Source organism: Polyangium fumosum, assembly GCF_005144585.1.
Lineage (GTDB): Bacteria > Myxococcota_A > Polyangia > Polyangiales > Polyangiaceae > Polyangium > Polyangium fumosum.
Genome location: NZ_SSMQ01000011.1, coordinates 194707 through 220390, shown reverse-complemented (window position 1 = coordinate 220390; position 25684 = coordinate 194707). Strand labels below are relative to the sequence as shown.

General features: G+C 70.7%; 15 protein-coding genes and 1 pseudogene. 12 read left to right on the top strand and 4 right to left on the bottom strand.

Annotation, left to right across the window (positions count from 1 at the left end; genetic code table 11):
- From E8A74_RS13505 to E8A74_RS13495, 3 genes and pseudogenes are all read right to left on the bottom strand, one after another.
- Positions 1–574 (bottom strand): annotated as a pseudogene (locus E8A74_RS13505) (hypothetical protein); the annotation flags it as partial.
- A gap of 185 nt (positions 575–759) precedes the next feature.
- Positions 760–1266, bottom strand: a complete 507-nt coding sequence (locus E8A74_RS13500; protein ID WP_136929387.1) for a hypothetical protein — start codon at positions 1264–1266, stop codon at positions 760–762.
- An 8-nt stretch (positions 1267–1274) separates the two neighbouring features.
- Complete coding sequence (locus E8A74_RS13495) at positions 1275–2690, bottom strand: hypothetical protein (protein ID WP_136929386.1); 1416 nt, start codon at positions 2688–2690, stop codon at positions 1275–1277.
- Between the two features lie 812 nt (positions 2691–3502).
- Between E8A74_RS13495 and E8A74_RS13490 the strand changes: the two genes are divergently transcribed.
- The 9 genes from E8A74_RS13490 (at position 3503) to E8A74_RS13450 (ending at position 20220) form a co-directional block, all read left to right on the top strand.
- A complete protein-coding gene (locus tag E8A74_RS13490) occupies positions 3503–4300 on the top strand; it encodes a hypothetical protein (protein ID WP_136929385.1) in 798 nt (265 codons plus the stop codon).
- Between the two features lie 62 nt (positions 4301–4362).
- Complete coding sequence (locus tag E8A74_RS13485) at positions 4363–8547, top strand: aminotransferase class V-fold PLP-dependent enzyme (RefSeq protein WP_136929384.1); 4185 nt, start codon at positions 4363–4365, stop codon at positions 8545–8547.
- Between the two features lie 631 nt (positions 8548–9178).
- Positions 9179–10243, top strand: a complete 1065-nt coding sequence (locus E8A74_RS13480) for a hypothetical protein (RefSeq protein WP_170229106.1) — start codon at positions 9179–9181, stop codon at positions 10241–10243.
- 271 nt (positions 10244–10514) lie between these two features.
- Positions 10515–11156 carry a hypothetical protein gene (locus E8A74_RS13475; RefSeq protein WP_136929382.1) on the top strand — a complete coding sequence of 214 codons (642 nt, stop codon included), beginning with the start codon at positions 10515–10517 and terminating at the stop codon, positions 11154–11156.
- A 197-nt stretch (positions 11157–11353) separates the two neighbouring features.
- Entirely contained in the window at positions 11354–13696 is a 2343-nt protein-coding gene (locus tag E8A74_RS13470) for an HAD-IC family P-type ATPase (protein ID WP_136929381.1), read from the top strand.
- A 66-nt stretch (positions 13697–13762) separates the two neighbouring features.
- A complete protein-coding gene (locus tag E8A74_RS13465; protein WP_136929380.1) occupies positions 13763–15397 on the top strand; it encodes a hypothetical protein in 1635 nt (544 codons plus the stop codon).
- Between the two features lie 56 nt (positions 15398–15453).
- Entirely contained in the window at positions 15454–18513 is a 3060-nt protein-coding gene (locus tag E8A74_RS13460) for an alpha/beta hydrolase (RefSeq protein ID WP_136929379.1), read from the top strand.
- Positions 18514–18551: 38 nt separating this feature from the next.
- Positions 18552–19457, top strand: coding sequence for a tRNA (N6-threonylcarbamoyladenosine(37)-N6)-methyltransferase TrmO (gene tsaA / locus E8A74_RS13455; RefSeq protein WP_136929378.1), 906 nt, complete (start codon positions 18552–18554; stop codon positions 19455–19457).
- A gap of 10 nt (positions 19458–19467) precedes the next feature.
- On the top strand, positions 19468–20220 hold the full coding sequence (locus E8A74_RS13450) for a class I SAM-dependent methyltransferase (protein WP_136929377.1): 753 nt from the start codon (positions 19468–19470) through the stop codon (positions 20218–20220).
- Positions 20221–20367: 147 nt separating this feature from the next.
- Here the strand turns inward: E8A74_RS13450 and E8A74_RS13445 are convergent, their stop codons facing one another.
- The gene (locus tag E8A74_RS13445; RefSeq protein ID WP_136929376.1) at positions 20368–23484 is read right to left on the bottom strand and encodes a hypothetical protein; all 3117 of its coding nucleotides are present in this window, start codon (positions 23482–23484) and stop codon (positions 20368–20370) included.
- Positions 23485–23562: 78 nt separating this feature from the next.
- On the opposite strand from E8A74_RS13445, the gene E8A74_RS13440 reads away from it, so the two are divergent.
- The 3 genes from E8A74_RS13440 to E8A74_RS52245 all read left to right on the top strand — a co-directional run bounded on the left by E8A74_RS13440 (position 23563) and on the right by E8A74_RS52245 (position 25673).
- Positions 23563–24567, top strand: a complete 1005-nt coding sequence (locus tag E8A74_RS13440; protein WP_136929375.1) for an aspartate-semialdehyde dehydrogenase — start codon at positions 23563–23565, stop codon at positions 24565–24567.
- Between the two features lie 284 nt (positions 24568–24851).
- Positions 24852–25247 carry a hypothetical protein gene (locus tag E8A74_RS13435; RefSeq protein ID WP_136929374.1) on the top strand — a complete coding sequence of 132 codons (396 nt, stop codon included), beginning with the start codon at positions 24852–24854 and terminating at the stop codon, positions 25245–25247.
- A 273-nt stretch (positions 25248–25520) separates the two neighbouring features.
- Entirely contained in the window at positions 25521–25673 is a 153-nt protein-coding gene (locus E8A74_RS52245) for a hypothetical protein (RefSeq protein ID WP_170229105.1), read from the top strand.
- Positions 25674–25684 lie beyond the last annotated feature (11 nt).

Sequence of the window (25684 nt, the reverse complement as noted above, 5' to 3'; positions counted from 1 at the left end):
GTCTGCGCGCGCTTGCTGTCGAAGCTCGATGCGCCCGGCGGCCGGACGAACGCGCGTGCGCGCGGCGCCTGCCACGGCAGCGGGCCGGCGTCCAGACGGGGGTGAGCGAGGTGATACCATTGAGGCTCTCCTTCATCTGCTCCGCCATCTCGGCGAAAGCATTCTTCAGGACCCCATCCACCTGCGCCCGGACATCCGGCGGGATCGGCGAATCCAAGAACCAATCCGCCGTATCCATGAACTGCCGCACGTACTCCGTGACGCGAATCTGCGCCTGCAAGAACGCGCTCGTCTCTGCCTGCGAGACACTCACCCGCGCGGCCAGCGCTTTCTCGATCGCCGCCGTGTTCGACCGCCACGCCCGCACGTTGGTGACGAAGTCCCCGCGCAGGATCACCTTGCCGCCCTGCACATCCTGCGACAGCGCTTCAATCACGGCATCCGCATACGCCGCATAAGGGTCCTTCCCCGGCTCGAACGCCCCCGCCGCGCCCGAAACATCGGGCACCTCGACCCACGGCACCTCCGACGACGTCAGCGAATACTCGAACGGATCGTCCGGCGAGAATCCCACCGCCCGCGCCTCCCGCGAGCGGGAAGCGCGGTTCCTGCGAACGTTACCGCTGCGGCAGTGGTCGTGGAGGGTTTTCCGCCGTCGTTGCGATGGGCGCAGCGGACGACCGGCGCGCCTCTCCGGCCCGAGGATGCGCTGGGGCTCAGGCCTACAGGCCGTCCGCTACCCGTGACGGGTTGCCCACTTCAGTCGACGAGCTGCCCACCTGCATCGACCCACGCCTGCGCGTCCGCGCCGATGTACTCGACATACTTCGAATCACGCCGCTTCAACGATTTCTTGAGGGTCGTATGCACCATCCTCGCCCACTTCCGGAACGCCTCGCTCTTCTCCACCCACCCGCCGTCCGGACCATAAAACCCGTCGACGTAATACACGCGCCCCTCCCGCAGGATCTTCCCGTCGAAGAAGCAGCCGCTGAACTCGAGCACGGGCGAAAAAAGGTCCTCCACGGTCCAATAGCCCTGCGTTTTCACGTAATCCGTCACGACCTTGTCGAGGTCCTCGGGCCGCGCGAGGTACTTGCTCAACCACGGGTTGTCGGGCTCGGAGAAGTTCAGCGAGTCCACGACACGCGGCGACGCCGTGGGGGACTCATCGAGAAGGATGATGAAGTCCGTCTTCTCCCGAAGCCGCTGCTCAAGCTCCGCCTTGTCCGTGGGCGTGAGGTAGAAGGCTGATTGATGTCCCATGATGCTCCTCACTTGTCCTTGTTGTAGGGGTGGAACGTCGGGCGCCGCCTCTTCGCGCGTTCCACGTCGTCAAGCGCCTTTCGCTCACGTTCCACGGGCTGCCCGTCCTTCCTTTGCTTCCCGACCTGGTGGTATTCCACGGGCTGCCCCGTTTTCTTGTCAAGCCCAGCGACGTCCACGTAGCGGTTTTCCTTGTGGCCGCCCGGGGTTTTGACGTGATGTTCTTTCTTCGGCGTGAGGCCGCGATTCTTGATATCCTGCATGACCTCCCGCACCTTGTCTTGATGCGCCTCCCCGCCGTTCCTACCATTCGGATTCGGCACGCGCCTCTCGTTCGTCGCCGCGCCCGTGTTCCCGGGTGACGCCTCTCCCGCCGCAGCGCCGTTTGGCTTCCCGAAGGTCCGCGTCTTGGTCCGGACCTTCGTCTTCGGCGGGGGCTGCGGCGGGCTCGCTCCCCCACCGCTCCCCGTGGACAACGATTGCCCGTCGTGCCCGCTGGCGGTGCTCTGCTTGCCATTTTGAAAGTTTTTATGCCGAGCATGGCAAGATCCCGTGAGGCACTCCTGTGCTCGGTCGAGCAGCGCGGCCTCCTCGGGCGTTTGGCTCCAGGTCTCATACTGCCATGTTTCACCCGGGAGCACCTCGCTCGGATCCTTTGGCACGGGCGCCTCGACCGGGCGCGGCTGGTTCTCCGCGACGATTTGCTCCGTGTCGCCCCGGCCCCGGTGGACGAGGATCCTCGTGCAGGTCCGCCCGCCCGTTTTGCTGCGCCTTCGCGTCTGGCCAGGCTCTACGTACGCCGTGCAGCGATGCGCCTCGACACGCCTCTCCACCGCGGACGCGCCGCGCGGATTCGGTCGCGGCAGCGGCTTCGGCGGCTCGTCCTTCCGGGCCTCGTCCTTCTTTGGTTCGCCCTCCTTCTCCTTTGCCGCGAGCTTCTCCGGCGCGGGTTGCGGCGGCGGTCGTTTGTCGCAGGGCAGATCCTGGAATGCAATTCCCAAAAGCTTTCGGCTCTCGGGCGGCGCGCTGGCATCAAGAATGAAGATGGCCTTGGCCTCGCGGCCCTCCAGAAGCGCGTCGAGCGGCAGGGACGTCGTTCGAGGTGTTCCATCCCCGCGATCGTACCAATAACGCGCATTCGAATCGACGTGGGGATGGCGCCGGCATATACGGAACAAGCGCTTTCCGCTCGGCGTCGCCTGCGCCCACGTCTGCGTATGCGCAGGCGTCGCACCGCATGCGAGAAGCCATGCCGAGATGCAAATCGCGCCGAGGAACAGAAGCCCAAGCCGAAAGAACCGCAGCAGCGACGCGCAAATGCGCCCCTGCTCTTCGTCCTCTCCAAACGACCACAAACACCCAGGCAACACGACGCCCGGCGCCGCGACGACGAACGCCGCGACGAGAGAATCCCCTCGTCTCATTGGAATGCCCCTCCTGCGATGAGCTGTGGCCTATCTATCAAGAGGACGAACGGGTCGGGCAAGACAAATCACGAAACGCTCGGACCTTGTCTGTCCGGGGTCGAGCCCCGCGCCGCATGGCCGCGCCCCTCCCCCCTCCCGGGTCGAACCCCCTCTCCCGCCCCTCGCCCCTCCCCCGTCCCCCGCGGGGCCCCCCGCCGAGACGCCCGCGCCCCTCCCCCCACGTCACCCGAACGCCGCCACAGGACCCCCTCGGCCTCGTCCCTTCTTTCTCGATCGCGGACAAAACCGGGCCCGCCCCTCGCCGCCTCGTTCCCACGCGCGAACTTCGATGCTCTCCCCCCTCGAAAGCGCCGACCCGAACCCGACGACGGCCCCCCACGGCCCTCGAACATCGCGACACGAAGCTCGATCGGGGAGGTCGTGCCCCTCTTCCGCTCGCACGAAGGCGCGGGCGCGAGAGGCCTTGGACCTCTTTCATCGCGATGCATACGGGAACGTAAGAGGGCACGAGCCTCCTCGATCGGCGCTCGTGGAGCGCTCCTGGAGCCCCCGTGCCTCCTCGCGCGCGCATCGAGCGCGACGCGAAGACCTCCGCGCCCGCGTGGGTCCGCGCGCGTGTTCCAAACGAGGACCCCCGCGCCCTCCTTCACCGGGATCCACCCCGCAGCCCGCGCGCCCCACCCCCTCCCGCGCTCGTGTTGGGGTCCCACCTACGGAACCCGCTTGCCTTCCTCGTCGTACCTCGGGCAGCATGCGACTCGCCTCACCACCCCCCAGGCCGAGGTTCGACCCCCGAAAGGACCGCCCGCATGGATCCCCTCCTCGCGTCCCTGCTCACTTTCTACACGTTCTCGACCGGCCGCCGCCTCTTCGCCCTCTACCAGGTGCGAGAGGCTGCCGTGGCCGCGTCCCACGCAGATCTCGCCGCGCACGCGGCCCACGCCATCGCGCACGACACCGAGACACGCGCGCTGGAGGCGAAGTGGGCGGGACGCAAGCTCACGACCTATTCGCCGGAGGCCAGGCAGATCGACATTTACGTGGACGCCGCGATCACGGCATTCCGCGACGGAACCGACGCTCAGATCCGAGCCTCCGCGCCGGGCGATCCGCTCGCGGACGCGGCGCAAAAGATGATCGCGGTTCTGCTCCCGAAGGGGGCGGGCGCGATCACCTCGCTCCCCTTCGTGGAGGAGCTGGCGGAGGTCCAGCGAATCTTGTCGCGCGTCGACGAGCCCGATTACAAATCGCTCGTGACGGAGCTTGGCCTGACGCGGCAGGTGGCGCGGTTGAAAAACCTCGAAGGGCAATATCGCGCGGCCATCGAGGGGCCGGGCGGCCCGTTGACGTTCGCCAAGGTGAAGGACGCGCGCGCCAAAGGGCAGTCCCTCCTGCTGCAAGCCGTGGCGATGATCCTCGGCAAGTACCCCTCCGACAGCGAGGCCGATCGGACGGCGCGCGGCGCGCTCCTTTCGCCCATTCTCGTACAAAACGAAGCCATCCGGCGTTACCTCCGCGAGCGCAAGCCCATCGAGGACGTGAACCCGGAAACAGGTGAAATCGAGCCGGAGCCGCCTGCGCCGGGTGAGGCGCCCGCCAAGGCCTGATTTCGACGTCGTTCGCCGCTGATTCGCCTTGCCGCCCCCACGTGCTCGCCTACCATCGCGGCGTGTTCGAATCGGGCCGTTCCCCCCCGCCGCCGGCTTCCACCGCCCTCCGGTCCCTCACGGAGTTCGACGGCTATCGCCTCCTCGAGCGGCTCGGCGAAGGCGCGATGGGCGAGGTTTGGCGCGCCCTCGATCTCACGATCGATCGCCACGTCGCGATCAAAATGATCCGCGGCGCCTATCCGCAGGAGCGCGACCGCGAGCGCTTCCGCCTCGAAGCCCTCGCGCTCGGGCGGATCGAGCATCCGAACGTCGTCGCCGTCTACCGCAGCGGAGAAACGCTCGGGCAGCCTTACATCGTGTACGAGCTCGTCGCCGGGCAGAGCGTCGATACCCTCGTCGGCACCCTCGAGTGGCAAGAGATCCTCGCGCTCGGCGTCGACGTCGCGCGCGGGCTCGCGGCGGCCCATCGCGCCTCCGTCCTGCACCGCGACCTCAAGCCGGCGAATGTCATGCGCACCCGCACGGGCGCCGGCAAGCTCATCGATTTCGGCGTCGCCAAGGTGCCCGCGCGGCCCGCGTTCCTCGAAGAGGCGGGGCCCGAGAGCATCGCGCGCTTCGTGGCGAATGGGGGCCTGCCCGCCGATGTGACCCGGAAAGGGGACATCCTCGGCACGCCCCGCTACCTCGCGCCCGAGCTGTGGAAAGGCGCGCCCGCGACCGTCGCGAGCGACATCTATGCGCTCGGCCTCGTCCTGTGGGAGCTCCTCGCCGGCCATCCGCCGTATGGGCCCAAGCGGCCCTTGATGCAGCTCGTCGACGCGATCCTCAAAGAGCCCCTGCCGAGCATCGCCTCGCTCCGGCCCGACATCCCCTTCGAGCTCTCCGCGACCGTGGATCGTGCGGTGCAGAAGGATCCGGCCAAACGCTTCGCCTCGGCGGACGCCCTCGTCGCCGCCCTCGAAGGCGTGATCGCGACGATGCGCGCGCTCGGCTTGCTCCCCGAGACCGCGGCCTCCCCCTCGGAGCGGCAGGCCGAGCTCGTGCGGATGATGTTCAAGCGGGCGGTCTCGCGATCGAGCTTCCCGCAGCGATTCTACGAGCGCCTCTTCGCGCGGCACCCGGAGATGCGGCATTTGTTCCCCGAGGATCTCACGGGCCAGGGGCGCAAGCTCGTCACCGCCCTGACCGCGAGCGTCGCCTGCCTGCGCGATCCCCACGGGCTTTATGCGATGCTCGAAGAGCTCGGCGCGCGACACGTGCTTTACGGCGTCCGCGAGACCCACGTCGATTCTTTTGGCGAGGCGCTCCGCGCGGAGCTCGATCTCACCGAGGGCGGCCGCATGGACGACGAGCTCGCCGAGGCGTGGGGCCAGGCATGGGAGCAGCTCGCGGGCGCCGTACGCCGCGGGATCCAGCGCGCCTCGCTCGCGGAGGTGGAGGCCAAAGTGGACTCCGGCATCGCCCCGCGGACGTCGAGGGACCCCGACGCGCTCGCCGCCTTGCTCGGCGCCACGGCGCTCTTTTCGGATCTCGACGCCGACGAGCGGCGTGACCTCGCCGCGCGGATGCGGCCCTTCCACGCCGAGCCCGGCGAGGTCCTCTGCACGCAGGGCGCGCCGGCCGACCAGCTTTACCTCGTCGAAGACGGGCTGCTCGCGGTCTCGATCCGGACGCCCGGGGACGATCGAATCTTCGTCGGCGAGAGCGGCCCGGGGGGCGTGCTCGGCGAGCACGCCTTGAACCAGCCCATGCTCCGCGCGGCCACCGTCACCACGGTCCGGCGCGTGTCAGGCCATACGCTGGAGATCGCCGATTTCGAGCACCTCCGGCGCGTGCACAACCCCGCCGCGCTGAAGGTCCTGCGCCGCCTCTCGCGTCTCCTTTGCAACGAGCTGCGGAGCGTGACCCGCGAATGGATGGGGCCCGCGCCTCCGGCCGCGAGCCCATCGGCCTCGGACCTCGGCGAGGGCCACCCCCTCACGCCGGCCCTCGTCTCCTCCCTCCGGAGCCTGTCTTTTTTCGAATCGTTCAGCGATGAACGATTCGCGGAGGTCGCGGCCGTCCTCGTCGCGCACGAGGTGCCGCGCGGGCGTTTGATCCTCGCGGAAGGCGCGCGCCGGGGCTCGGCCTTCGTCCTCGCGCGGGGCGCCGTCGAAATCACAGCGCGCGCGGGCCACCGGCACATGCACCTCGCGGTCCTCGGGCCCGGCAAGACCATGGGCATGGAGGCGCTGCTCGACCACGGCCCGCAGCGGGTCACGTGCACCGCGCGGGAGAACGTGGTGCTCCTCGAGCTCGCGCCCGAGCCGCTCGCGCGCCTCTTCGCGTCGAGCCCGGCGATGGCCTTCGAGCTCGTCGAGGCCATCAACCGCGACCTCATCGACGCCCTCCGGCAGACCGACGCGGGCATCGTCCGGCGCGCGGCGCAGGCGCTCGTCGTCGGCACGCACGACGAGCGCGCGATGGGCACGAAGACGCTGATGCGCATGACCCTGGCCAGCACGACGCGGGCCGGCGGGGAGGAGCTCGTCGAGCAGACGCTGCGCGGGTTCGTCGACGGCCTCGGGACGTTGCTCGACATCCCCCACGCCCTGCACGACGCGGCGAACACGACCCGCATGCAAGCGTCGCCCAACGACGCGTGTTCCGACAAGGAGGTGCTGCTCGGAAAGGTGCGCGCCTCGATCCTCGGCGACGACGTGGTCCTTCACGGGCCCTTCGGCCCGCGGCGCCTGGTCGCAGCGGACGACACGGCCACGGGCCGCTCCTTGAGCTTCCTCGAAGACTTTCTACGGAGCGAGGTGATGCCCCTCTCCTCGGGCACCGGCGCGCAGACGTCGCGGTTCTGCGAGGACGCGCGCGACCTGCTCCACGAGAGCGTGGGCGGCGGGAGCGACGACGTGGTCCTCTTTTGCGGATCGGACGCCAAAGCCGCGGTCGAGGAGATGATCCGGGCGCTCGGGCTCGAGGTATCGCCGGGGCTCGACGAGCGATATCACCTGCGCGAGCGGATCCCGGAGAACGAGCGCCCCGTCGTGTTCCTCGGGCCCCACGAGCCCCCCTCGAATGAGCTGCCCTGGCGCGCATCCCTCGCCGACGTCGTGACGATCGACGTGGACGCCGAAGGCCGCATCGATCTGCACGCGCTCGAATCGGCGCTCGTTCGATATGCGGACCGCCCGCTCAAGATCGGGAGTTTTTCCCTGGCCTCCCAGGTGACGGGCATCGTCGCGGACGACGTCGCCCTCACGGCGCTGCTACACCGGCACGGAGCGCTCTCCTTTTGGGATTCCACGAGCGCCGGGAGCTCCCTCGACATTCGAATGAACCCCGAGGGCCCGCTCGCATCCAAGGACGCCCTTTTCCTCTCGCCACACGAATGCATCGGCGGCCTGGGCACACCCGGCGTCCTCATCGCCAAGCGCGCGCTCGTCGCCCGCCACAAAGAGGCTGGCGCGCCAGCCCTCGTCGACTCCATCCGCGCAGGCCTCGTCGTCCAGCTCAAAGCAGCGATCGGCACGGACACGCTCCGCGCCCGCGAGGACGATTTCGTCAAGCGCGCCCTCGCGTCCTTCCGAACGAACGAAAAGATCTGGGTGCTCGGCCCTGCGGAGGACGAACGATTGTCAATCGTGTCGATCGTGATTCGCCACGGCCCCGATCAGTTCCTCCACTGGAACTTCGTGGTCGCCCTGCTGAACGATCTCTTCGGCATCCAGGCGCGCGGCGGAGGCCCCTCGGCGGGCCCTCACGGCCACCTCATCCTGGGCATCGACCCCGAGCCGTCCGCAGCCTTCGCCGAAGCCGTGGACGCCGGCTGCGGCGTGCTCCGGCTCGGCTGGTTCCGCATCCATTTCAATGCCTTCATGACGGAGACCGTCTTCCTCTACATCGTCGCCGCGATCCACATGATCGCCCACGACGGCTGGAAGCTGCTCCCGATGTACCGATGTGACGCCGCCACGGGTCGCTGGACGCACGTGGCCGGGCGCCCCCGGCCCGCGCTGCGTTTGAAGGACCTGGCCTACCGCGGAGGCGAGCTCGAATACCGGTCGATGCGCACGAGCGAGCCAGAAAGCGCGCTCGCCGCCTACCTCGACGAAGCACGCGCCCTCCTCGCCAGCCCCGCCGTGGAAGGGCCGCCGGACCCAAACGCCGAGCCCGACATCCCAGAAGCCTTCCAGCACCTGCGCTGGTTCCCAACACCACTTTCGGCCTGGCGCGCGCATCGCGCTGGCCGGTGAAGCCGCGGAGCTGGGGCGTTGCCCCAGGCCCCAGGAGGGGGCTGTCCGCCCCCTCCACCCCGGACCAGCCAGGGGCTGGACCCGGGTCGAGGAGCTGCGCTCCGCGCAGCTCCTCGAACAGGCCCGCTCAAGACCAGCAGCGGCGTTGCCAACCGAGACAGCCGCGCTGCGGGTTCTGCTGGCGACCTGGGTTCTTCGTCGGCCTGGTTGAACAACTGCGCACCGCGCAGTTGTTCAACCCTGGGTCCAGCGCCTCGCTGGTCCGGGGTCGAGGGGGCGGACAGCCCCCCGCGGGGTCCGGGGCAGCGCCCCGGCCCGCCGTGATGGCGCTGGGCCTCCCGCGGATGGGCCCCGTGATCGCCCGCACCCTCATTTTGAATGCATTCGGGGGCGTCATCTTCGGCTGGCCTGCGTGATCCGTCGTCGGTTGAATCCCGACTGACGACAACGCCTGGTCACGCGTGCAACCACCCAGGTCTGCCGCCGCCGATGAAATGCGGTGTTTCCGCGGTCTTCCTCGTCCCGAGGGGCTGGCGCGCCTCGTGCATTGCGCGTGCGCGACGTTCGTCCGTGGACACGGCCCGGGGGACCCCGAGCCCCGGAGCTCGATTTTCCGTCAAGGAGACTTTACATGCCGTCCTTTCCCAAGAGCGCAATGGTCTTGCTCCTCGCGAGCCCCCTCGTCGCATCCGTGATTGCCGTGGGCTGTAGCGACGAACCCCAGGTTCAAACCAGCGGCTCCGGCGCGAGTGGCTCCGGCGCGAGCGGCGGCATGGGCGGCGGCGGCGGAAGCACGGGCGGCGCGGGCGGCATCGGCGGGAGCACGGGCGGCGCGGGTGGCACGGGCAACATCCCGGACGCGGGCCCGGACGGCTGGTCGGGCCCGGACGGCGGGTTCGTCATGGCCGTGTGCGTGAACCAGGTCTACCAGTGCGGCGACACGATCGACAACGACGGCGACGGCCTCGTCGACTGGCAGGATCCGGAATGCCTCGGCCCCTGCGACAACAGCGAGACCGGCCTCGGCGTCAGCATCCCCGGCGGCGCCGGCGCGGCGTGCATCACGGATTGCTTCTGGGACTCGAACTCCGGATCCGGCAATGACGAGTGCTACTGGAACCACCAATGCGACCCGCTCTCCAAGGCGCCCGACTACAACCCGGAGTGGTGGAACGGCAACAAGTGCGCGTACAACGCGAACGCGAACACGCCTGGCACGAACCTGAGCTGTGACGAGCTGCTCAACAACCAGCCGGAGACCTGCAAGCAGATCTGTCCGGAGCTCACGCCGAACGGCTGCGATTGCTTCGGCTGCTGCGTCATCTACAAGGAGGGGCAAAAGCACGGCCCGGTTTGGCTCGGCACCGAGAACGGCCAGGGCAGCTTCGCCTGCGACCTCGAGCACCTCGACGATCCGAAGAGCTGCGCCCCGTGCACGCAGGTGAAAGGCGCCTGCTTCAACGAATGTGGCACGTGCGAGCTCTGCATCGGCAAGGACACGCTGCCGCCCGAGTGCTTCCCGCCGCCCCCGGACGCGGGCGTCGACGGCGGCGGCGGCATGGGCGGCACGGACGCCGGCACCCCGCCGCCCGAGCAGTGCCCCGACGGTCTCCAGCCCTGCGGCCTGCAAGGCCAGGACCCCTGCGGCGCCGGCTTCTACTGCATCACGGGCTGCTGCATCGAGCAGCCCAAGTGAAACGCGCTCGACGCTCGGGGGCTACGCTCGGACAAGCCGCGCTGCGCCTCCAAACCCCGGGGCCTGGCCCCCAAGCACGGTTCTGCGACGAACACGGGCCCCAAACCCCCTCCCCTCACAGCACGAATCCGGTGTAAGTAGCGGACGCCTGGGCCCGTCTTACAGCCCAAGCATCGGTGAGCCGTAGCGTCGGCCCCGAGCGTCTTCCGAGGTGCGGCGACGCCGCCGCGCTCCCGAACCACGGCAGCATAGATTTCCAAGGAGCCAACCCATGCGCCTCTCGATGATCGTCCCCGTGGCCCTGCTGGGCCTCTTCGCCGTCGGCTGCGGCGGCAGCGACACCCCGGACCCGAACGACCCGTCGCAGCAGAACCAGTACGCGAACGGGCAGCAGCCGGGCGCGTACAACCCGAACCAGTACCAGCAGCCCGCCCCCACCCCGACGCCCGCCGTGACCACGCCGGCGCCCGCGGCGACCGTGGGCACGGGCGCCTCGGGTGGCAGCCCGGCCACGCCGATCGCCCCCGCCGCCGCCCAGGCCGCCACGCTCGTGCTCCAGGGCATGGCCGCCTCCGAGGCGCCCGGCATGCAGCCCGACGGCTCGCCCTTCGCCGCGCAGTTCCAGGAGGGCCAGGTCCTCGAGCAGGCGATCAACATCGAGGCCGGCAAGTGCTACTCGGTCATCGCCTCCGGCGTCGGCATCCAGCAGCTCGACGTGCAGCTCGTCCTGCACGCCGCCCCCCTGCCGCCCCAGATCCTCGCCCAGAGCAACGGCCAGGGCGCCACGGCCATCCTCGGCGGCAAGGCGAACGGTTGCTTCAAGAACCCGCTGCCCATCGGCGGCCCCGGCAAGGTCATCGTGAAGGCCACCCGCGGCGCCGGCCTCGCCGCCGCCCAGATCTACAAGAAGTAACGATCCGCCAAGCTCGGATCCCCCCACCCCCGCCGGCGACCGTCCCGGCGGCCCTCCACGTTCTCCCTTTCCCCCGCACTTTCCGCAAATACGAGGGAGGTTCCCCTCGTCCGCGTGCACGACTTGCCCGAGCCGGTCGTGATCGCCCGCGGCCCGAAGTTCGCTAGCGCACCTGGCGACTTCGGTCCGCGGCGACGATGCATCCCTCTTTCCCCACTGTGCTGGTCGATGGCGACACCCGCCCCGGGCGCGAGGGCGGGCGCGGGCGACCCGCGTTCGAGCACGAGGCGACCTTTCATGTCGAAGGCCTCTCGTGCCGGAGCTGCGCTCGCCGCGCGGAGCAAGCCTTGCGCGCGCTGCCCGGCGTCCGCGCGGGGTCCGTCGGGTTCTTCGGCGAGATCGCCCAGGCCATCTACGACGTGCGGGTCACGAGCGAGCGCGAGATCACCGCCGCCATGGCCCAGCGCGGCTTCACGTTCACGACCGCCGTGGGCGCACCGCCGAGCGAACGAGCGCGGCTCGACGCGGGGCGGTTCGGCCTCGTCGTCGCGCTGCTCGGCAACCTCGTCGCCCTCGCCTCGTGGCGGCCCGCGCGCGCCCCCGAGCGGGAAATCGCCTGGGTCGAGCTCGGCTTCACGCTGCTGCTCTTCGCCGTGGCCGGCCCGCCCCTCCTCCACCGCGCCCGCGCCCTCGCGCGCCGCGGCGTCCTCGGCACCGAGGTCGTGACGCTCGCCTGCGCCACGCTCGCGCTCGCCCTGGGCGTCGTCGCGATGCTCTTCGATCCGAGCCGCCCCGCATCCATCCTGGAGAAGCTCGCGCGCTTCGGGCTGCAGCTCGACGGCCTCTCGCTCGCGGCGTTTGAGGCGTCCGGCGCGATCCTTGGCTTCTCGATCCTCGCGCTCTACGCGCACACGGCCTTGCTCACGCGCGCCTTCCGAGGCCTCACGCGCGCCGCGCTGGCCCGCGAGGCCCGCGTGCGCCGCGTGGGCGGCAGCGGCGTGGACGAGCGCGTCGCCTGCGCCTCGCTCGCGCCCGGCGACCGCGTGCGCCTCGGCGAAGGCGACATCACGCCCGTGGACATCGTCCTCGAGAGCGCCGCGCGTGTGGCCCTGCCGGACGGCCGCGCCGTGGATCGGGCCGGCGGGCAGATCGTCGAGACCGGCGCGCGGCTGCTCTCCGGCGAGGTCACGGGGCGCGTGGCGCGGGCACCCTGCTCCGAGCTCGCCGCCGCGGCCGACGCCGAGGTGCATCGCGCCGCCCTGCGGATCGAGCGAGACGCGCGGCAGCGCACGGGAAAATCGTTCGCGCACGTCGCGTCGCTCGCGCTCTCGGTCGCGTCCGTCTCGTTCGCCGGCTTCGCGTTCGTCGTGCACGCGCTGCTCGGCCGTGGCCCGTTCCATCCGGACGGGTATCTCACCGCGATCGCCGTGCTCATCGGCGCCTCGCCCGCGGCCTTCGTGCTCGCGCTCCCGGCCGCGCGGACCATCGCCGTCGTGCGGGCGCGCGCGGCCGGCGTGGTCGTCAAGGATCCGGCGGCCCTCGAAGCGCTCGCCACGACCTCTGTCGCCTGCTTCGACAAGACGGGCACCGTGACCCTCGGCGCGCCGCGGGTCACGCGCCTCTCGTGGCGCGAGTTCCCGGACATCTCGATCCTCGAGGACGTGGCCGCGCTCGAGGCGGGCGCGATCCACCGCGCGGGCCGCGCCATCGCGCATCACCTCGCCGTGGCCGGCGTGCGTCCGGGCGCGCTCGACGAGGCGGCCGACGTGCGCCCCGACGGCGTGGTGGGCCGGGCGCGCGACGCGCTCGTGGAGGTCTCGGCCGCGCGCCCGGGGGATCCTCTGCCTCCGGACGCGCGCGAGGGCGCGAGCCTCGTGTGCGTCCGTCGCAACGGCATCGTCGAGGCCTGGTTCGAGCTCTGGGATCCGCCGCGGCTGGGGTCGGAGAAGGCCTTCCGCGCGCTCTTCCAGCGGGGGCTCGGCTGCCGGCTCGTGAGCGGCGACGGCCCGGACGCGACGCTCGCGCTCGCGCATCGGCTCGGCGTGCCCGCGCGCGGCGGCCTCGGCCCGGCGGAGAAGGCCCTGCACGTCCGTGATCTCCAGCAAGCCGGCGCGCGTGTCCTCCACATCAGCGACGGCCAGGAGGACCGCGCGAACCCGTGCCCGGCGGACGTCTCGCTCGCCATCGCGCCCGGCGCCTTGCCCGTGGCCGTGCCGGCGCCCCTCGTGCTCTGCGACGACCGCCTGGAGACCATCGCTTGGCTCGTCGACCTCGCCCGCGCCTTGCGGGCCACGGTCCGGCAAAGCCTCCTCGTCTCCGTCGCCTACAATGCGGCCGTCATTCCGCTCTGCGCGGCGGGCTTTTTGAGCCCGCTCTGCGCGGCGGGGCTCGCCCTCGGCGAGGCGCTGATCCTCTGCGGGAACGCGGCGCGCCTCCTGGTTTCGCCCGGGCTCCCTGGCAAGGCCGCCGCGCCTCCGGGTTTGCCCGCTGCGGGCGCTCTTGCGCACGTCCGGACAGACCGGGTGCCCCTTCCCCCCTGAAAAACCTCCCGCCGCGTGCGAGAGAGAGGTCGCCGCCGGCCTGGTTCCAGGGTAAACTCGCCCTCGATGCGCTTTTCTTATCGACGTGCTTGGTTTGTCCTCCTCGCCACGGCGGGGCCGCCGCTCCTCGGCTGCGCCTCGCATGACGAGCTGAGCGAGCAGACGCCCTGGTCGCCGCCCGTGGAGACGGCCCCGAAGACGCAGCTCATCTTCACGAACGAGGGGCCGCTCTCGCTCGGCATGCGGGAGCAGGCCACGATCACGGTGCGCACGGACCCGCCCTCGTCGGACGAGGTCAGGTTCGTCCTGCTCGGCGATTCGCTCGACGCGACGCTCGATCGCGTGGCCGCGCCGATGGACGCCGAGGGCGCGGCGACCGTGACGATGCGCGCGCCGAACAAGGCGACGGCGTACCGCCTCCGCGCGTGGATCAAGGACGGCCCCGCGGCCGAGCTGCCGGTGACGGTGAGCGGCGACGGCTTCGCGACGCTCCACGTTTTGCCCCAGTACAAGGGCAAACGCGCGGTCACGACGTGGACGGTCAGCGTCCTGCCGCGCTCGACGTGTGAGGCGGTCGCGCCGCTCCTGCCGGAGGACGCCCCGGCCGACATCGTCAAGAGCGAGCCGGTCGACGCGCCGCTGCTCGTGGAGAAGGCGCCCGTCGGCCCGACGCTCGCCGTCTCGGTGCGCGCCGGCCATTACGCCTGGGGCTGCGCGACGGCGAGTGGGCTCATCGCCGGGACGACGCAGACGATCAAGGTCAACATCATCGACAAACCCGTCGTCGTCGGCAAGACCGACCTCGACGTCACGCTCGACTTCGTGCCCGCGCAGACGCCGTTCCTCTCGATGATGAACGCCGCGGGCAAGAGCTTGCTCGAAAGGTTCGCGCCGGCGAACGTCGAGATGGCCACGGCGCTGCTCGACGAGATGGCCGCGCGCGTGCCCGCGCCCGATGCAGCGCTCTTCGCGGACGCCCGCGTGGCGAGCGGCTGGGACACGATCACGAAGGATCACCTCGCCGCGCAGCCGATCTCGCTGCGGAGCGCGATCGAGGGCTTCCTGCAGAAGGGCACGGCCGCTCCGCCGGCCCAGCTCGCCGGGCGTTTGACCGCGCTCACGGCCGTCCCTGGGTTCGGCATGTTCTCGCCGAGCCGCTTTGGCGTCGTCCCGGCCGACGAGGCCGGCATGCCGGGCACGCACCTCGTGAAGATCGCGTCCGAACCGGGGGACAACGTCTCCACGAGCGGCGAGATCTTCTGGCTGCCCTCGCGTTACGCGGGCGGCGCGTGCAAGAGCGTCGCGCTCGAAGGCGCGCCCGAAGGCACGACGATGGATGATGCGCTCGCGACGATCGCGGGCTGCAAGGCGCTCGGCGAGGCCCTCGTCGGCTTCGGCACCTGCGACGCCACGTGCCTCGCCGGTCTCTGCCAGGAGGCGCTCGCCACGCGCTGGGACGCTGCCCAGGATGGTTCTGCCATCGAGGGAAAAATCGGCCTGATCCAGATCTTCGCGGCGGCCGGCGCGACGGTGGACGACGTCGCGGTGCCCGTCTCGCTCCAGGGCTCGTGGCTCGGCAGCGTGACCGACGGCGTGATCGTCGCGCCGGTCGAAAAAGCGCCGATCACGGGCGTGCTCCCTGGGCTCGGCGAGACGGTGCCCGCGGACCCGCCGCCCGAGCCCGAGCCGCCCTCGCCCTGAACGGGTGAATGACGGGCGTCGCGAGCGGCGCGCGGCTTCGGTATCCTCCCGACCCCATGATATCCGCTCGCCAACGGGGCTTTTCTTCCACACGCACACGCGCGGCTTTTGTCCTCGCGCTGCTCGGCGCGATCGGCGCCGTCGCCGCGCCGAGCTGCACCACCGAAACCACGCCGGGGACCGGCTCCGGCGGCACGGAGCCGACGCTCCGGCCGGGTGATTACTGCTCGGCGCCGTCGCCCGACGTCGTCAAGCTGCGCTTCGAACCGAGCCGGGTGTTCCTCGCGAAATGCGCGGATGGGAGCGCCACGTGCGCGACGCGATCGGTCCGCCTCGTCGCCGAGCCCGACTTCTGCACGAAGACCCCCATCCGCTTCGAGACGTCGAGCGCGGACATCACGCCTACGCCGAAGGCCGACACGCTCGACCTGTACAAGGCCGGCTTCGACGTCGCGGTCGTCGCGGGCAAGACCTCTGGAAGCGCCTCGGTAAAGGCCTTCCTGCCCCGCGGCGACGGCACCGACGCGGAGGCCACGCTCGAAGTCGAGGTGCTCGACACGGCTGGCACCGCGGATCTCACGTGCGCCGCGGGCGACGGCGCGACCGGCTCCGTCGAGGGCGGCAAGACGATCACCGCGAAGGGCAGCCTCGCCGCGGCGAGCCTCGGCCTGCCCGAGCGCGCGAGTGAGCCGAACGAGGGCAGCTTCCTCTGGAGCGTCCCCAAATTCGACGCGACGATCGGCTGCGGCGACGCGAAGCCCCCGTCGGGCTACGACCCGCTCGGCCCCGCGGTCACGTTCGGCCCCGCCGCCTCGAAGTTCCAGCGCGACGTGCCGATGACGATCCCCATCAACCCTGCGCGTTTGCCCGACAAGGCGCGCCTGCGGCACCTCGCGGTCTCGTATTCGGGTCCGGCGTTCAAGGAGCCGCGCGTCGTCCCGGTCGCGGATGCTCGCATCGTGAAGATGGGCGACGGCTGGGCGCTCTCGTTCAAGGCGCCGCGGCTCGGCACCTACCAGGCCGTCGTGGAGAAAGACGCGGGCACGAGCGCCTTCCCGCGCAGGCTCACGCACCGCGCGATCCTCGGCGTCTCCATGGGCGGCGGCGGCACGGCCATGTTCGGCATGCGCCACCACCACCTCTTCGACGCCCTGGCGCCGCTCGGCGGGCCGGTCGACTGGACGTGGATGCTCGACGCGGTCAAGCGCCACTACGTCGGCGGATTCCGGCCGATCCAGAAGGGCACGGTCCTCGCCGACATCAACCTCGATCCCACGCTCTGCCAGACGAACGCCGAGTGCGCAGCGGACGAGACGTGCATCGGCGTGATCGACGGATCCCCCGGCAAGTGCGCGTGGATGCTGCCGCCGCGCGACCCGTACGAGCACACGCAGGTCTTCAACCAGTGGTGGTTCGAGTACCCGCGGAACGGCACGGGCGGCAGCTTCAGCCGCGAGTCCTACGTGCAGATCTTCCGCGACCTCGCCGCGATGTTCGGCAACCCGAACGGCGAGAACCTCACGCCCGGCGCGGAGAACCTGCCCGCGGGTGTTCGTCCGGACGACGCGAGCCAGACCGGTGGTCGGCCGACGGACGAGTGTGCGATGTGGGTCGATCCGCTCGACGGGCCGGACAAGGACAAGCAGGAAGAGCTCGCGCAGAACTGCCCTAAGGAGCGCTGCGCGAACACGCTCACGCTCACGAACTACTTCGACGACGAGTTCAACCCCGACGGCACCTTCCCGGTGATCACGGTCTGCGACGGCTCGCCGCAAAAGCAGGAGCGCAGCCCTTACGCGAACTGGTGGACCCCCGACGGCAACACCTACCCGCTCGAGCTCGCGCTCGCGGTCGACTACAACGGCAACGGCACGCGCGACGAGCTCGAGCCGATCATCCGCGCCGGCCACGAGCCCTGGGACGACGTCGGCAAGGACGGGATCCCGAGCACGATGGAGCCCGGCTACATGCTCGGCGTGAACGAGGATCCGGCCGGCGACGACTACGACGCGCAGTACAACCCCGGCGGCACCGAGCGCAACATGCGCTTCGACGACGGCGAGCCGTTCAAGGACGTGGGCCTCGACGGCGTGGCCGGCACGAAGCAACAGCCGCCCGGCGGATGGCAACAGGCGGGCGACGGCTACGACGTGGGCGAGGGCGACGGGAAGTTCACGGTCGCGAGCGGGCTCGACCGGTTCTGGGAGCGCGACGCGCACTCGATCGTGCATCGCATCACGCGCGAGGCGCCGCCCGGCGGCGAGCTCGACGACGCGGCGCTGCGTCGCATCGACGTGTGGACCGACGGCGGCACGCGCGACCTCTTCAACTTCGCGGTGAGCGCGCAGCACCTCACGGGCGCGTTCGGCGCGCGCAAGCGGAACGTCACGTACTTCTCGGACTTCACGCAGCAGCCCGAGCTCGTGCCGGGCAACTTGAACGGCTACGCGCCCTCGCGCGTGCCCTACGAGGATCTGCCCGGCATCGTGCTCCAGCGGTACGGCAAGCTCGATCCGACGGCCGACGACATCGAGAGCGGCAGCGGCCAGCACGTGGGCACGGCGAACGAGCTCGTCGCCCGCTTGCAGGGCGCGCTCTACTTCATCAGCTCGCGCTGGACCGATCCGGAGCTGCGCACGCTCGTGCTGGAGAGCAACGACGACGCGGATCCGGAGGCCGAGCCGTGCGAGGTCCAGGGCGCTTGCTCGTTCGACTTCAAATCCACGCTCGGCCGCGTCGGCCCGGTCAGCGTGGCCTTGCCGCCCGGGTATGCGCACAAGGACCAGAAGGAGCGGCGGTACCCGGTCGTCTACGCGCTGCACGGCTACGGCCAGGAGCCGAAGGATCTCGTCGCGGCGGCGACCTTGATCAAGACGTTCATGAACGCGCCGACGGACAGCGTCGAGAGCCGCTTGCCCAAGATGATCCTCGTGTTCGTCGACGGCCGCTGCCGCGTCGGACCGGACGGCAAGGCCGAGTGCATCCGCGGCACGTTCTTCGGCGAGAGCCCGCTCCAGAGCGGCGCCAAGCTCGAGTCGTGGTGGCTCGAGCTCATGAACCACATCGACGCGAACTACCGCACGATGGGCGAGTCCGAGTCGACGTGGACCGAGTGAATTGACATCCGGCGCTCCGCATCCCAAATGCGGAGCGCTTGTCCCCCGACGATCCCCGTCTCCAGCCGTTTTCGCTCACGCCGATCGGGATCCTGCGCACGCCCTTCCCCGATCGCGTGAGCACGCCCCGGCAGCCGCACGCCTCGGAGGGCGCGGAGGGCCGCATCGAGCTCGCCGCCGGGCTCGGGCTCGAACACGCGGTGAGTGATCTCGAAGGCTGGGAGTACCTCTGGGTCATCTTCTGCTTCCACTTGAACGCGGGGGTCCGGGGGCAGAGCTCGGCTCCGACGAGCGGAGCCCCCGGCATGTACCACTGGAGGCCCAAGGTGCTGCCTCCACGCAGCGCGGGAAAGCGCCGCGGCGTGCTCGCCACGCGCTCGCCGCACCGGCCGAACCCCATTGGCCTCTCGCTCGTGCGGCTCGTCTCGGTCGAGGGCCTCGTGATCCACGTGCGCGACGTCGACATGATCGACGAGAGCCCCGTGCTCGATATCAAGCCCTACATCCCCTACGCGGAGGCGCGCCCCGGCGCGCGCACGGGCTGGCTCGAATCGCTCGCCGGGGAGGCCGAGGGCGCGGGCGAAGTCCCGGCGGATCCCGAGCCGGGTTTTTCCGTCACGTGGAGCCCGTACGCCGCGGCGCAGGCTGCGTACCTGAAGGACGAACACGGCATCGACCTCGTCACGCCCGTCACGCGCACGCTCCGCCTCGGCCCGCAGCCGCACCCGTACCGCCGCATCCGCGCGTTGCCCGACGGGACCTTGCGCCTCGCGCACAAGGACTTCCGCATCGGCTTCCGGGTCGAGCGGCGCGACGTGACGGTCCTGTCGATCGGGACGGGCTACCGCGAGCGGGATCTCGCGCTCTCTGACGATCCGGCGGTCGCCGTGCATCGCGCGTTCCTCGCCCGCTTTCCTCCGGGCGGGGAACCACCAGGGTGCTAACGATCGTCCGATGCGGCCCTCCCTTTGTCTCCTCCTGCTCCCCGTTGTCGCCTGTGCAAGCGAACCTCCCCCGAAGCCCGTCTACAGCACGGCGGAGACGATGCCGCATGACGAGCTCGTGGCGAAGATGACCCCCAAACAGCATCACGCGCACGGCGGCGACCATCACGGGCACGGCGGTCCGCTCGTGCATCGCTTCGAGAAGGCCGAGGACTGGGCCAAGGAGTTCGACGATCCAGCGCGCGACGCGTGGCAGAAGCCGGCCGAGGTCGTCGCGGCGATGCGTATCTCGCCAGGCATGATCGTCGCCGACATCGGCGCGGGCACGGGGTACTTCGAGCCGCACCTCGCGCGCGCCGTCGGGCCGAGCGGCAAGGTGCTCGCGCTCGACGTCGAGGCTGACATGGTGCGCTACCTGCGCGAGCGCGCGCAGAAGGAGAAGCTCGACAACGTCGAGGCGCGTCAGGTCGGGCTCGCGGATCCGGGGCTCGGACAAGGCACCGTCGATCGCGTGCTCATCGTCGACACGTGGCACCACATCGATGGGCGCAAGGACTACGCCGCGAAGGTCAAGGACGGCCTCAAGCCCGGCGGACTCCTCATCATCGTCGACTTCACGATGGAGGCCCCGAAGGGCCCGCCGAAGGAGCACCGCATCACGCCGGAGGCGATGATCGCCGAGCTCGGAGCGGCGGGGTTGAAGGGCGAGGTCGTCCAGGAGACCTTGCCCGATCAGTACATCGTGGTCGCGAAAAGGCCCTGAGAGGCGACAGCGCGAACCGCTGCTCCCTTGTCCTTTGCATCGACCGCATCGCGGTCGATGCACCAGCGGTCCAGGGCCGTGCCCTGGTCCGGGTCGAGGGGTGGACAACCCCTCGTCGGGTCCGGGGTGAAACCCCGGCGCCACGCATCAGCGCCGACTGCAGGCGAAGCTCCACCGTCGCCCGGTCGATCGCTCCGTCGCCGCGAGAGGCACCGTCGCCGTCGCCGGCGGTTTGTCCGCGGTCGGCTTCGTCTCCTTGTCCGGCAAGAACGTCCCGTCGAGGCGCGCCGCGATCCCCTCCACGCACACAGCTCCCGGATCGATGCGCAGCCGCATCTCGATCGAGTCGAGCGCGGCCCGACCGCCCGGGATCTCCACGGCGGGCGAAGCGTCGAGCGACGTATCCATGATCCAGCCGTCCTGCCCCTCTGCGCAACGCGGGGGCAACACGCCGCCGAGATCCCGCTTGCCGAGCGCGATCGGCTCGCCCACGGCGCCCGTCTCCGGATCGACCGGGTGCACGTACATCCCGCCGAAGCGATCGCCCGGCTCCGGGATGCTCGTCACGAGCAGCCCGAGGCCCGTCCCGAGCGCGCGACGCACGAGCCGCGGCGGCTCCGGCATGGCGTACCGCGAGGGGCTCGGCCGGTAGAACGACGTGACGAGACGCAGAACGCCGAGATCCACGCGGTAGAGCGCCACCGTGTCGTACGCCGCGCCTTGCACGAGCAAAAACCAGCTCTCGCCGAGGCGCACCGCGCCTTGCGGCAGCGGCCTCGCAAACCCCGCCGTGCGCCCCGCCGCGTCTCGCAAGAGCAGCACCGGCTGCCCCTCGCTCGCCGCGAGCAACGAGCAGCTCGTGCCTCGACACACGTGCGCCAGCGCGTGACGTCCGGCCGGATCGAGGAACGATCCCCACGACGCGAGCGGGTACGAGCCGACGCCCATGCCTTCGGCCGTCGAGCTCTCGTCGGGCCAGGGCGGCGCGCTCGTCGCCGTGGAGCGAACGCCGCCTGCGGGATCGAAGCGATCGTCGAACCGCATGAGGAAATGCCCCGTGCGCGACCAGTCCGAGCCCTTCTTGCCCCAGGCGTACGCGCGCAGGCTCACGAGGTCGTAGGGCGCGCCGTTGTCGATCCCGACCTCGTCCTTCTCCAGCGCCGGCGCGAGCAGGTTGCGGAACGTGCTCCAGGGCGTCTTCTGCGGCTGCGGCTGCGGCCGGCCGAAGCCGCCGAAGCCACCAAACCCCCCGAACCGGGGCGGCGCAGGCGCGGGCGCGGCCTCCTTCTTCGCGGGTTTGTCTGGGAGCGGCTCGGTGACGGGTTTGCCCACGGGCGCGCACGAGAGCCGCACTGTCGGCGTCGTCTTCATCGGCACGTAGAGCGAAGGCGGCGCCTCGGCCGCGCCGAGATCCCCCGAGATCGCGGGTTTGCCCCAGCCCACGCGGACCCAACCCGCGAGCACGCACCCGACGGGCCCGCAGGCGCGTGTCGCCGCGTCGCCCGGCTCCGCGTCGTGCTCGGGCAGGTCGAAGACCTTCCACGTCATGCCCCCGTCGATCGACTCCGCCGCGCGCCCCCCCTCGCCCGGCGAGAGCGCGAACCGGCCCGAGATCACGACGCCGTTCTCGTTGTCGCGCGCCTCGCCCGCGGTCACCGTGCCGTCGAGTTTGACGCGCACGCCGATCACGGGGCCGCCTGCTTCGACCCAGCCGCCGAGCACGCCGGGCTCGCGCTCCTCGAACCCTTCGAGCCACATCCCGCGCTGGAGCTCGCGCGCCACGCTGCGGGGCTTTTGCGGCAGCACGAGCGGCACGTTCGTCATCTCCGCGCCCCTCAGGATCGTGAGCTGCCCCGTGCTGCCCGCGCGCGGCGGCACGAGGATCGCGACCCGCTCGTCCGAGAGCGCCACGACCCGCTCGACGCCGAGATCCCCCTTCACCCGCACCTCGCGCGTCGCGCCGCTCGCCGCGCGCACGCAGTACACCCGCGTGCCTGCGTCGCTCGCCGCGCTCGCGCTGGGCGCGCGCGCCTTCGCGCCCGGCCCTCGTGCCTCGCCTTCGCCGTCCTCGCACGCCCCGCGCACCACGAGCGCGCCCGCGCCGTTCGCCGAGACGAAACGCGGGCCCTTGAACGAAAGGACCTTTTGCATCGCGAGCGGCGGGGCGAACGCGTAGATGTTCGTCGGCCCCTCGCGCTCGCCGCAGACGAACCCGTACGAGGCGCCAAGGCGCACCGCGTGGCAATTCGCTTCGCGCTCGGGGAACGCGGCGAGGTTCAGATCGACGATCGCAGCCGTGTCGAGCGAGACGCGCGCGAGCGCGCCCGCCCGCGCGACGACGGCCGTGCGCGGCGTGTCGGGGAAACCGTCCTCCACGGCCGCGCGCAGCACCTTCTTCCCGAACGGGCCTTTGGGCACGCCCGGCGTGCTCGGGTCTCCCTCGTCGTCGGTCGCGACCTGGTTCGCGCGGAACGTCAGGTTGCCGCGCGCATCGAGCACGTACTTGCCGCCCGCGACGAACATCGTCGGCTCGCCGCCCACGACCGAGATCGCCGCGGGGCGCTCGGGGAGCTGGAGCGGCCGCCACGTCGCGCCCGCGTCGAAGGTCGCGAGCACGCCGCGCAGATCCGCGTCGACGACGCCGGTGAACCCGTCGGCGAACGCGAGCCCGCCGTACGCCGCGGCGGGCGGCAGCGGCGCGAGCGATCGCACCTCGCCCGACTCGGCGTCGACGGCGACGAGCTTTCCGTTCGAAGAGAGCCGCAGGTAGAGCCTGTCGAACCCCGGCACGACGTCGCTCGTCGTCGAGGAGAACTGCACGAGCGGCCGGAGCTTTCCGAGCCAGGACGAGGCCCGCCAGAGCTGCGTGCCGCCGCCCGACGTCGCGTGGAAGACGAACCCGCCGCCGAGCCGGCTCGGCAGCACGACGGCGTTCACGTGGCCGAGCGGCAAGAGCTCGTTCGCCCGCTCCGTCGTGCCGTCCTCGTACACGATGAGCCGCATGCGATCGACGAGCACGCGCCGCGCGCCGGCCTCGTACGCGACGAACCCGCGATCGCCGCGCACGTCGGGCAAGAGCCGCGAGGGCGAGACCATCGGGACGAGTTTCTCCGGGACGGCCGCAGGATTCGTTGCGGGCGCAGAGGCCCCCTGCACAACACGACCCGAGGCGCCCGACTTGCAGCCAGTCACGGAGAGCGACGTGAGCGGCGCGAGCGCGAGGAGGGCGAGGATGCAACTCGAAGCGCGGGAGAAGCCTCGCATCAGGAGGCATGCTAGCGCGCGGCCCGCCGAGGCGCAGCGTTCTTGCGCGGACCGCGGGCCGGGCGCTATAGCGGGCCCATGTCGTGCGTCGTTGCTGTCGTGGGCGCCACGGGCGTGGTCGGGCGGGAGATGTTGCGGACCCTGGAGCTTCGGCGCTTTCCGGCGACCGAAGTGCGCGTCCTCGCCTCGGCGCGCTCCGCCGGGAGCCGCGTCCCCTTCCGAGGCGGCGAGCTCGAAATCCAGGTCGCCCGCGCGGAAGCCTTCGACGGCGTGGACATCGCACTCTTCAGCGCCGGCGCCGCCGCCTCACGCGAGCTCGCCCCACTCGCAGCCGCACGCGGCGCCGTGGTCATCGACAACTCGAGCGCGTGGCGCGCCGATCCCGACTGCCCCCTCGTCGTGCCCGAGGTGAACATGGACGCCGCGAAGAACCGCCCCAAGGGCATCATCGCGAACCCGAACTGCAGCACGATCCAGATGGTCGTCGCGCTCGGGCCGCTCCACGCCGCGGCGAGGCTCAAGCACGTCGTCGTCTCCACGTACCAGGCCGCGAGCGGCAAAGGCCACGCGGCGATGGACGAGCTCATCACGCAGACGCGCGAGCTCGCGGCCGGCGCCGAGCCCACGGCGAGCGTCTTCCCCGGCTCGCTCGCGGGCAACCTCCTCATGGACTGGAAGCCCGGGAGCCTGCCCGATTGGTCCGAGGAGGAGCTCAAGATGGTGCACGAGACGCGCAAGATCCTGGGCGACGCGGAGATCGGCGTGACGCCGACGACGGTGCGCGTCCCGGTCGTCACGAGCCACAGCGAAGCGGTGCACGCGCAGTTCCACCGCCCGATGACGGCGGCCGAGGCGCGCGAACTGCTCCGCAACGCCCCGGGCGTCCGCCTCTTCGACGAGCCGTACGCGCCGGGCAAACACCCGCAGCCGCGCGCGGCGACCGGCACGGACGACGTGTTCGTCGGCCGCGTGCGCGACGACCTCGCGGTCCCGGGGGCGCTGAACCTGTGGATCGTCGCGGACAACCTGCGGAAGGGCGCGGCGCTGAACGCGGTGCAGATCGCGGAGCGGCTCGTCGGCTGAGGCGGACGAAGACGCAAAGCCTGGCGAACGCAGGAGTCTCGACAGCGGTGCGAAGCTGTTCTACCGCTCTGGAAGACCATGAGTGGCGAGCACGACCAGGATGCGCCTTCGGTGCCGCGCGGTGAGGGCAGCGAGGCTGCAGAGGCAATCATACCGAGGCTACGGCTGCGATCGCTCGTGGGGCGTGCGGGGCGCAGCTTGCGGGACGTCGACAACATGCTGCGAGGGCTCCGGGAGTGAACGGGGGCGTTGAAACTCCGCTCCGGCTTCGTGGTGAAGGAAGCGTGGACGGGTTCACGTGCACCACCGTGCTCGTACGCATGGCCACCACGCAGTTCCATCTCGGCCTCGGGCGCAGCGAGGAGCCGCACGAGCCCGTGCTGCACCTCGGGTGGCATTTGGATTTGCGTGACGAACCACTCGTACGCGTCGTCAGCAATCGCAAGACAGGGAGGATGCTCCCCGCCGCGGTCATCAAGCTCTCGCTCGATCCTCTGATCGATGAAACGTTGCAGGTCCTCGCCCAACGCGTTGCGCGGCGCTACGCGAATACGGGCGACGGCCTGGCGTACGGCTTCGGTGAAGCCACCGCGACGTTCGACCGAGGAACAGGAGCGCTCACGAAGACGACGCAGCGTTCACCTGCGCGACCTTCGTCCTCGCGATGCTGCGATCCGTAGGCGTCCAGTTGATCGACCCCTCACGCTGGCGGGTGCCGACCGAGGAGGATCTCCGATGGCAGCGCGACATCGGAGAATTTCTCCTCGAGTGATCCAGCGGTCCATCCATGGCGCCGACCTCGCACGCGCCGAGGAGCGTGTCGAGCAGGACCTCGAATCGCGCCGTTATCGCCCAACGGACGTAGCGGGCGCATCCATGTTCGGCCCCGAGGCATGGCCCGTCGGCGCGGACGACGTCGAGCCCCACGCGAGCATGCTGGAATCGAAGCTACCGTGGCCCGGCGTAGCGAGCACTTGACCTCCACGAAGAAGGCCACCCTCGAGCCCCACGTCCAGCACGGCAGCACCGTCGTCGATGGGCAACGCAAGGCCGAGTTCACATGCGCAGACGCTTGCCTCGCCCTCCGCGCCCGCCTCGGCCGCTGAAGCCCCTGCAC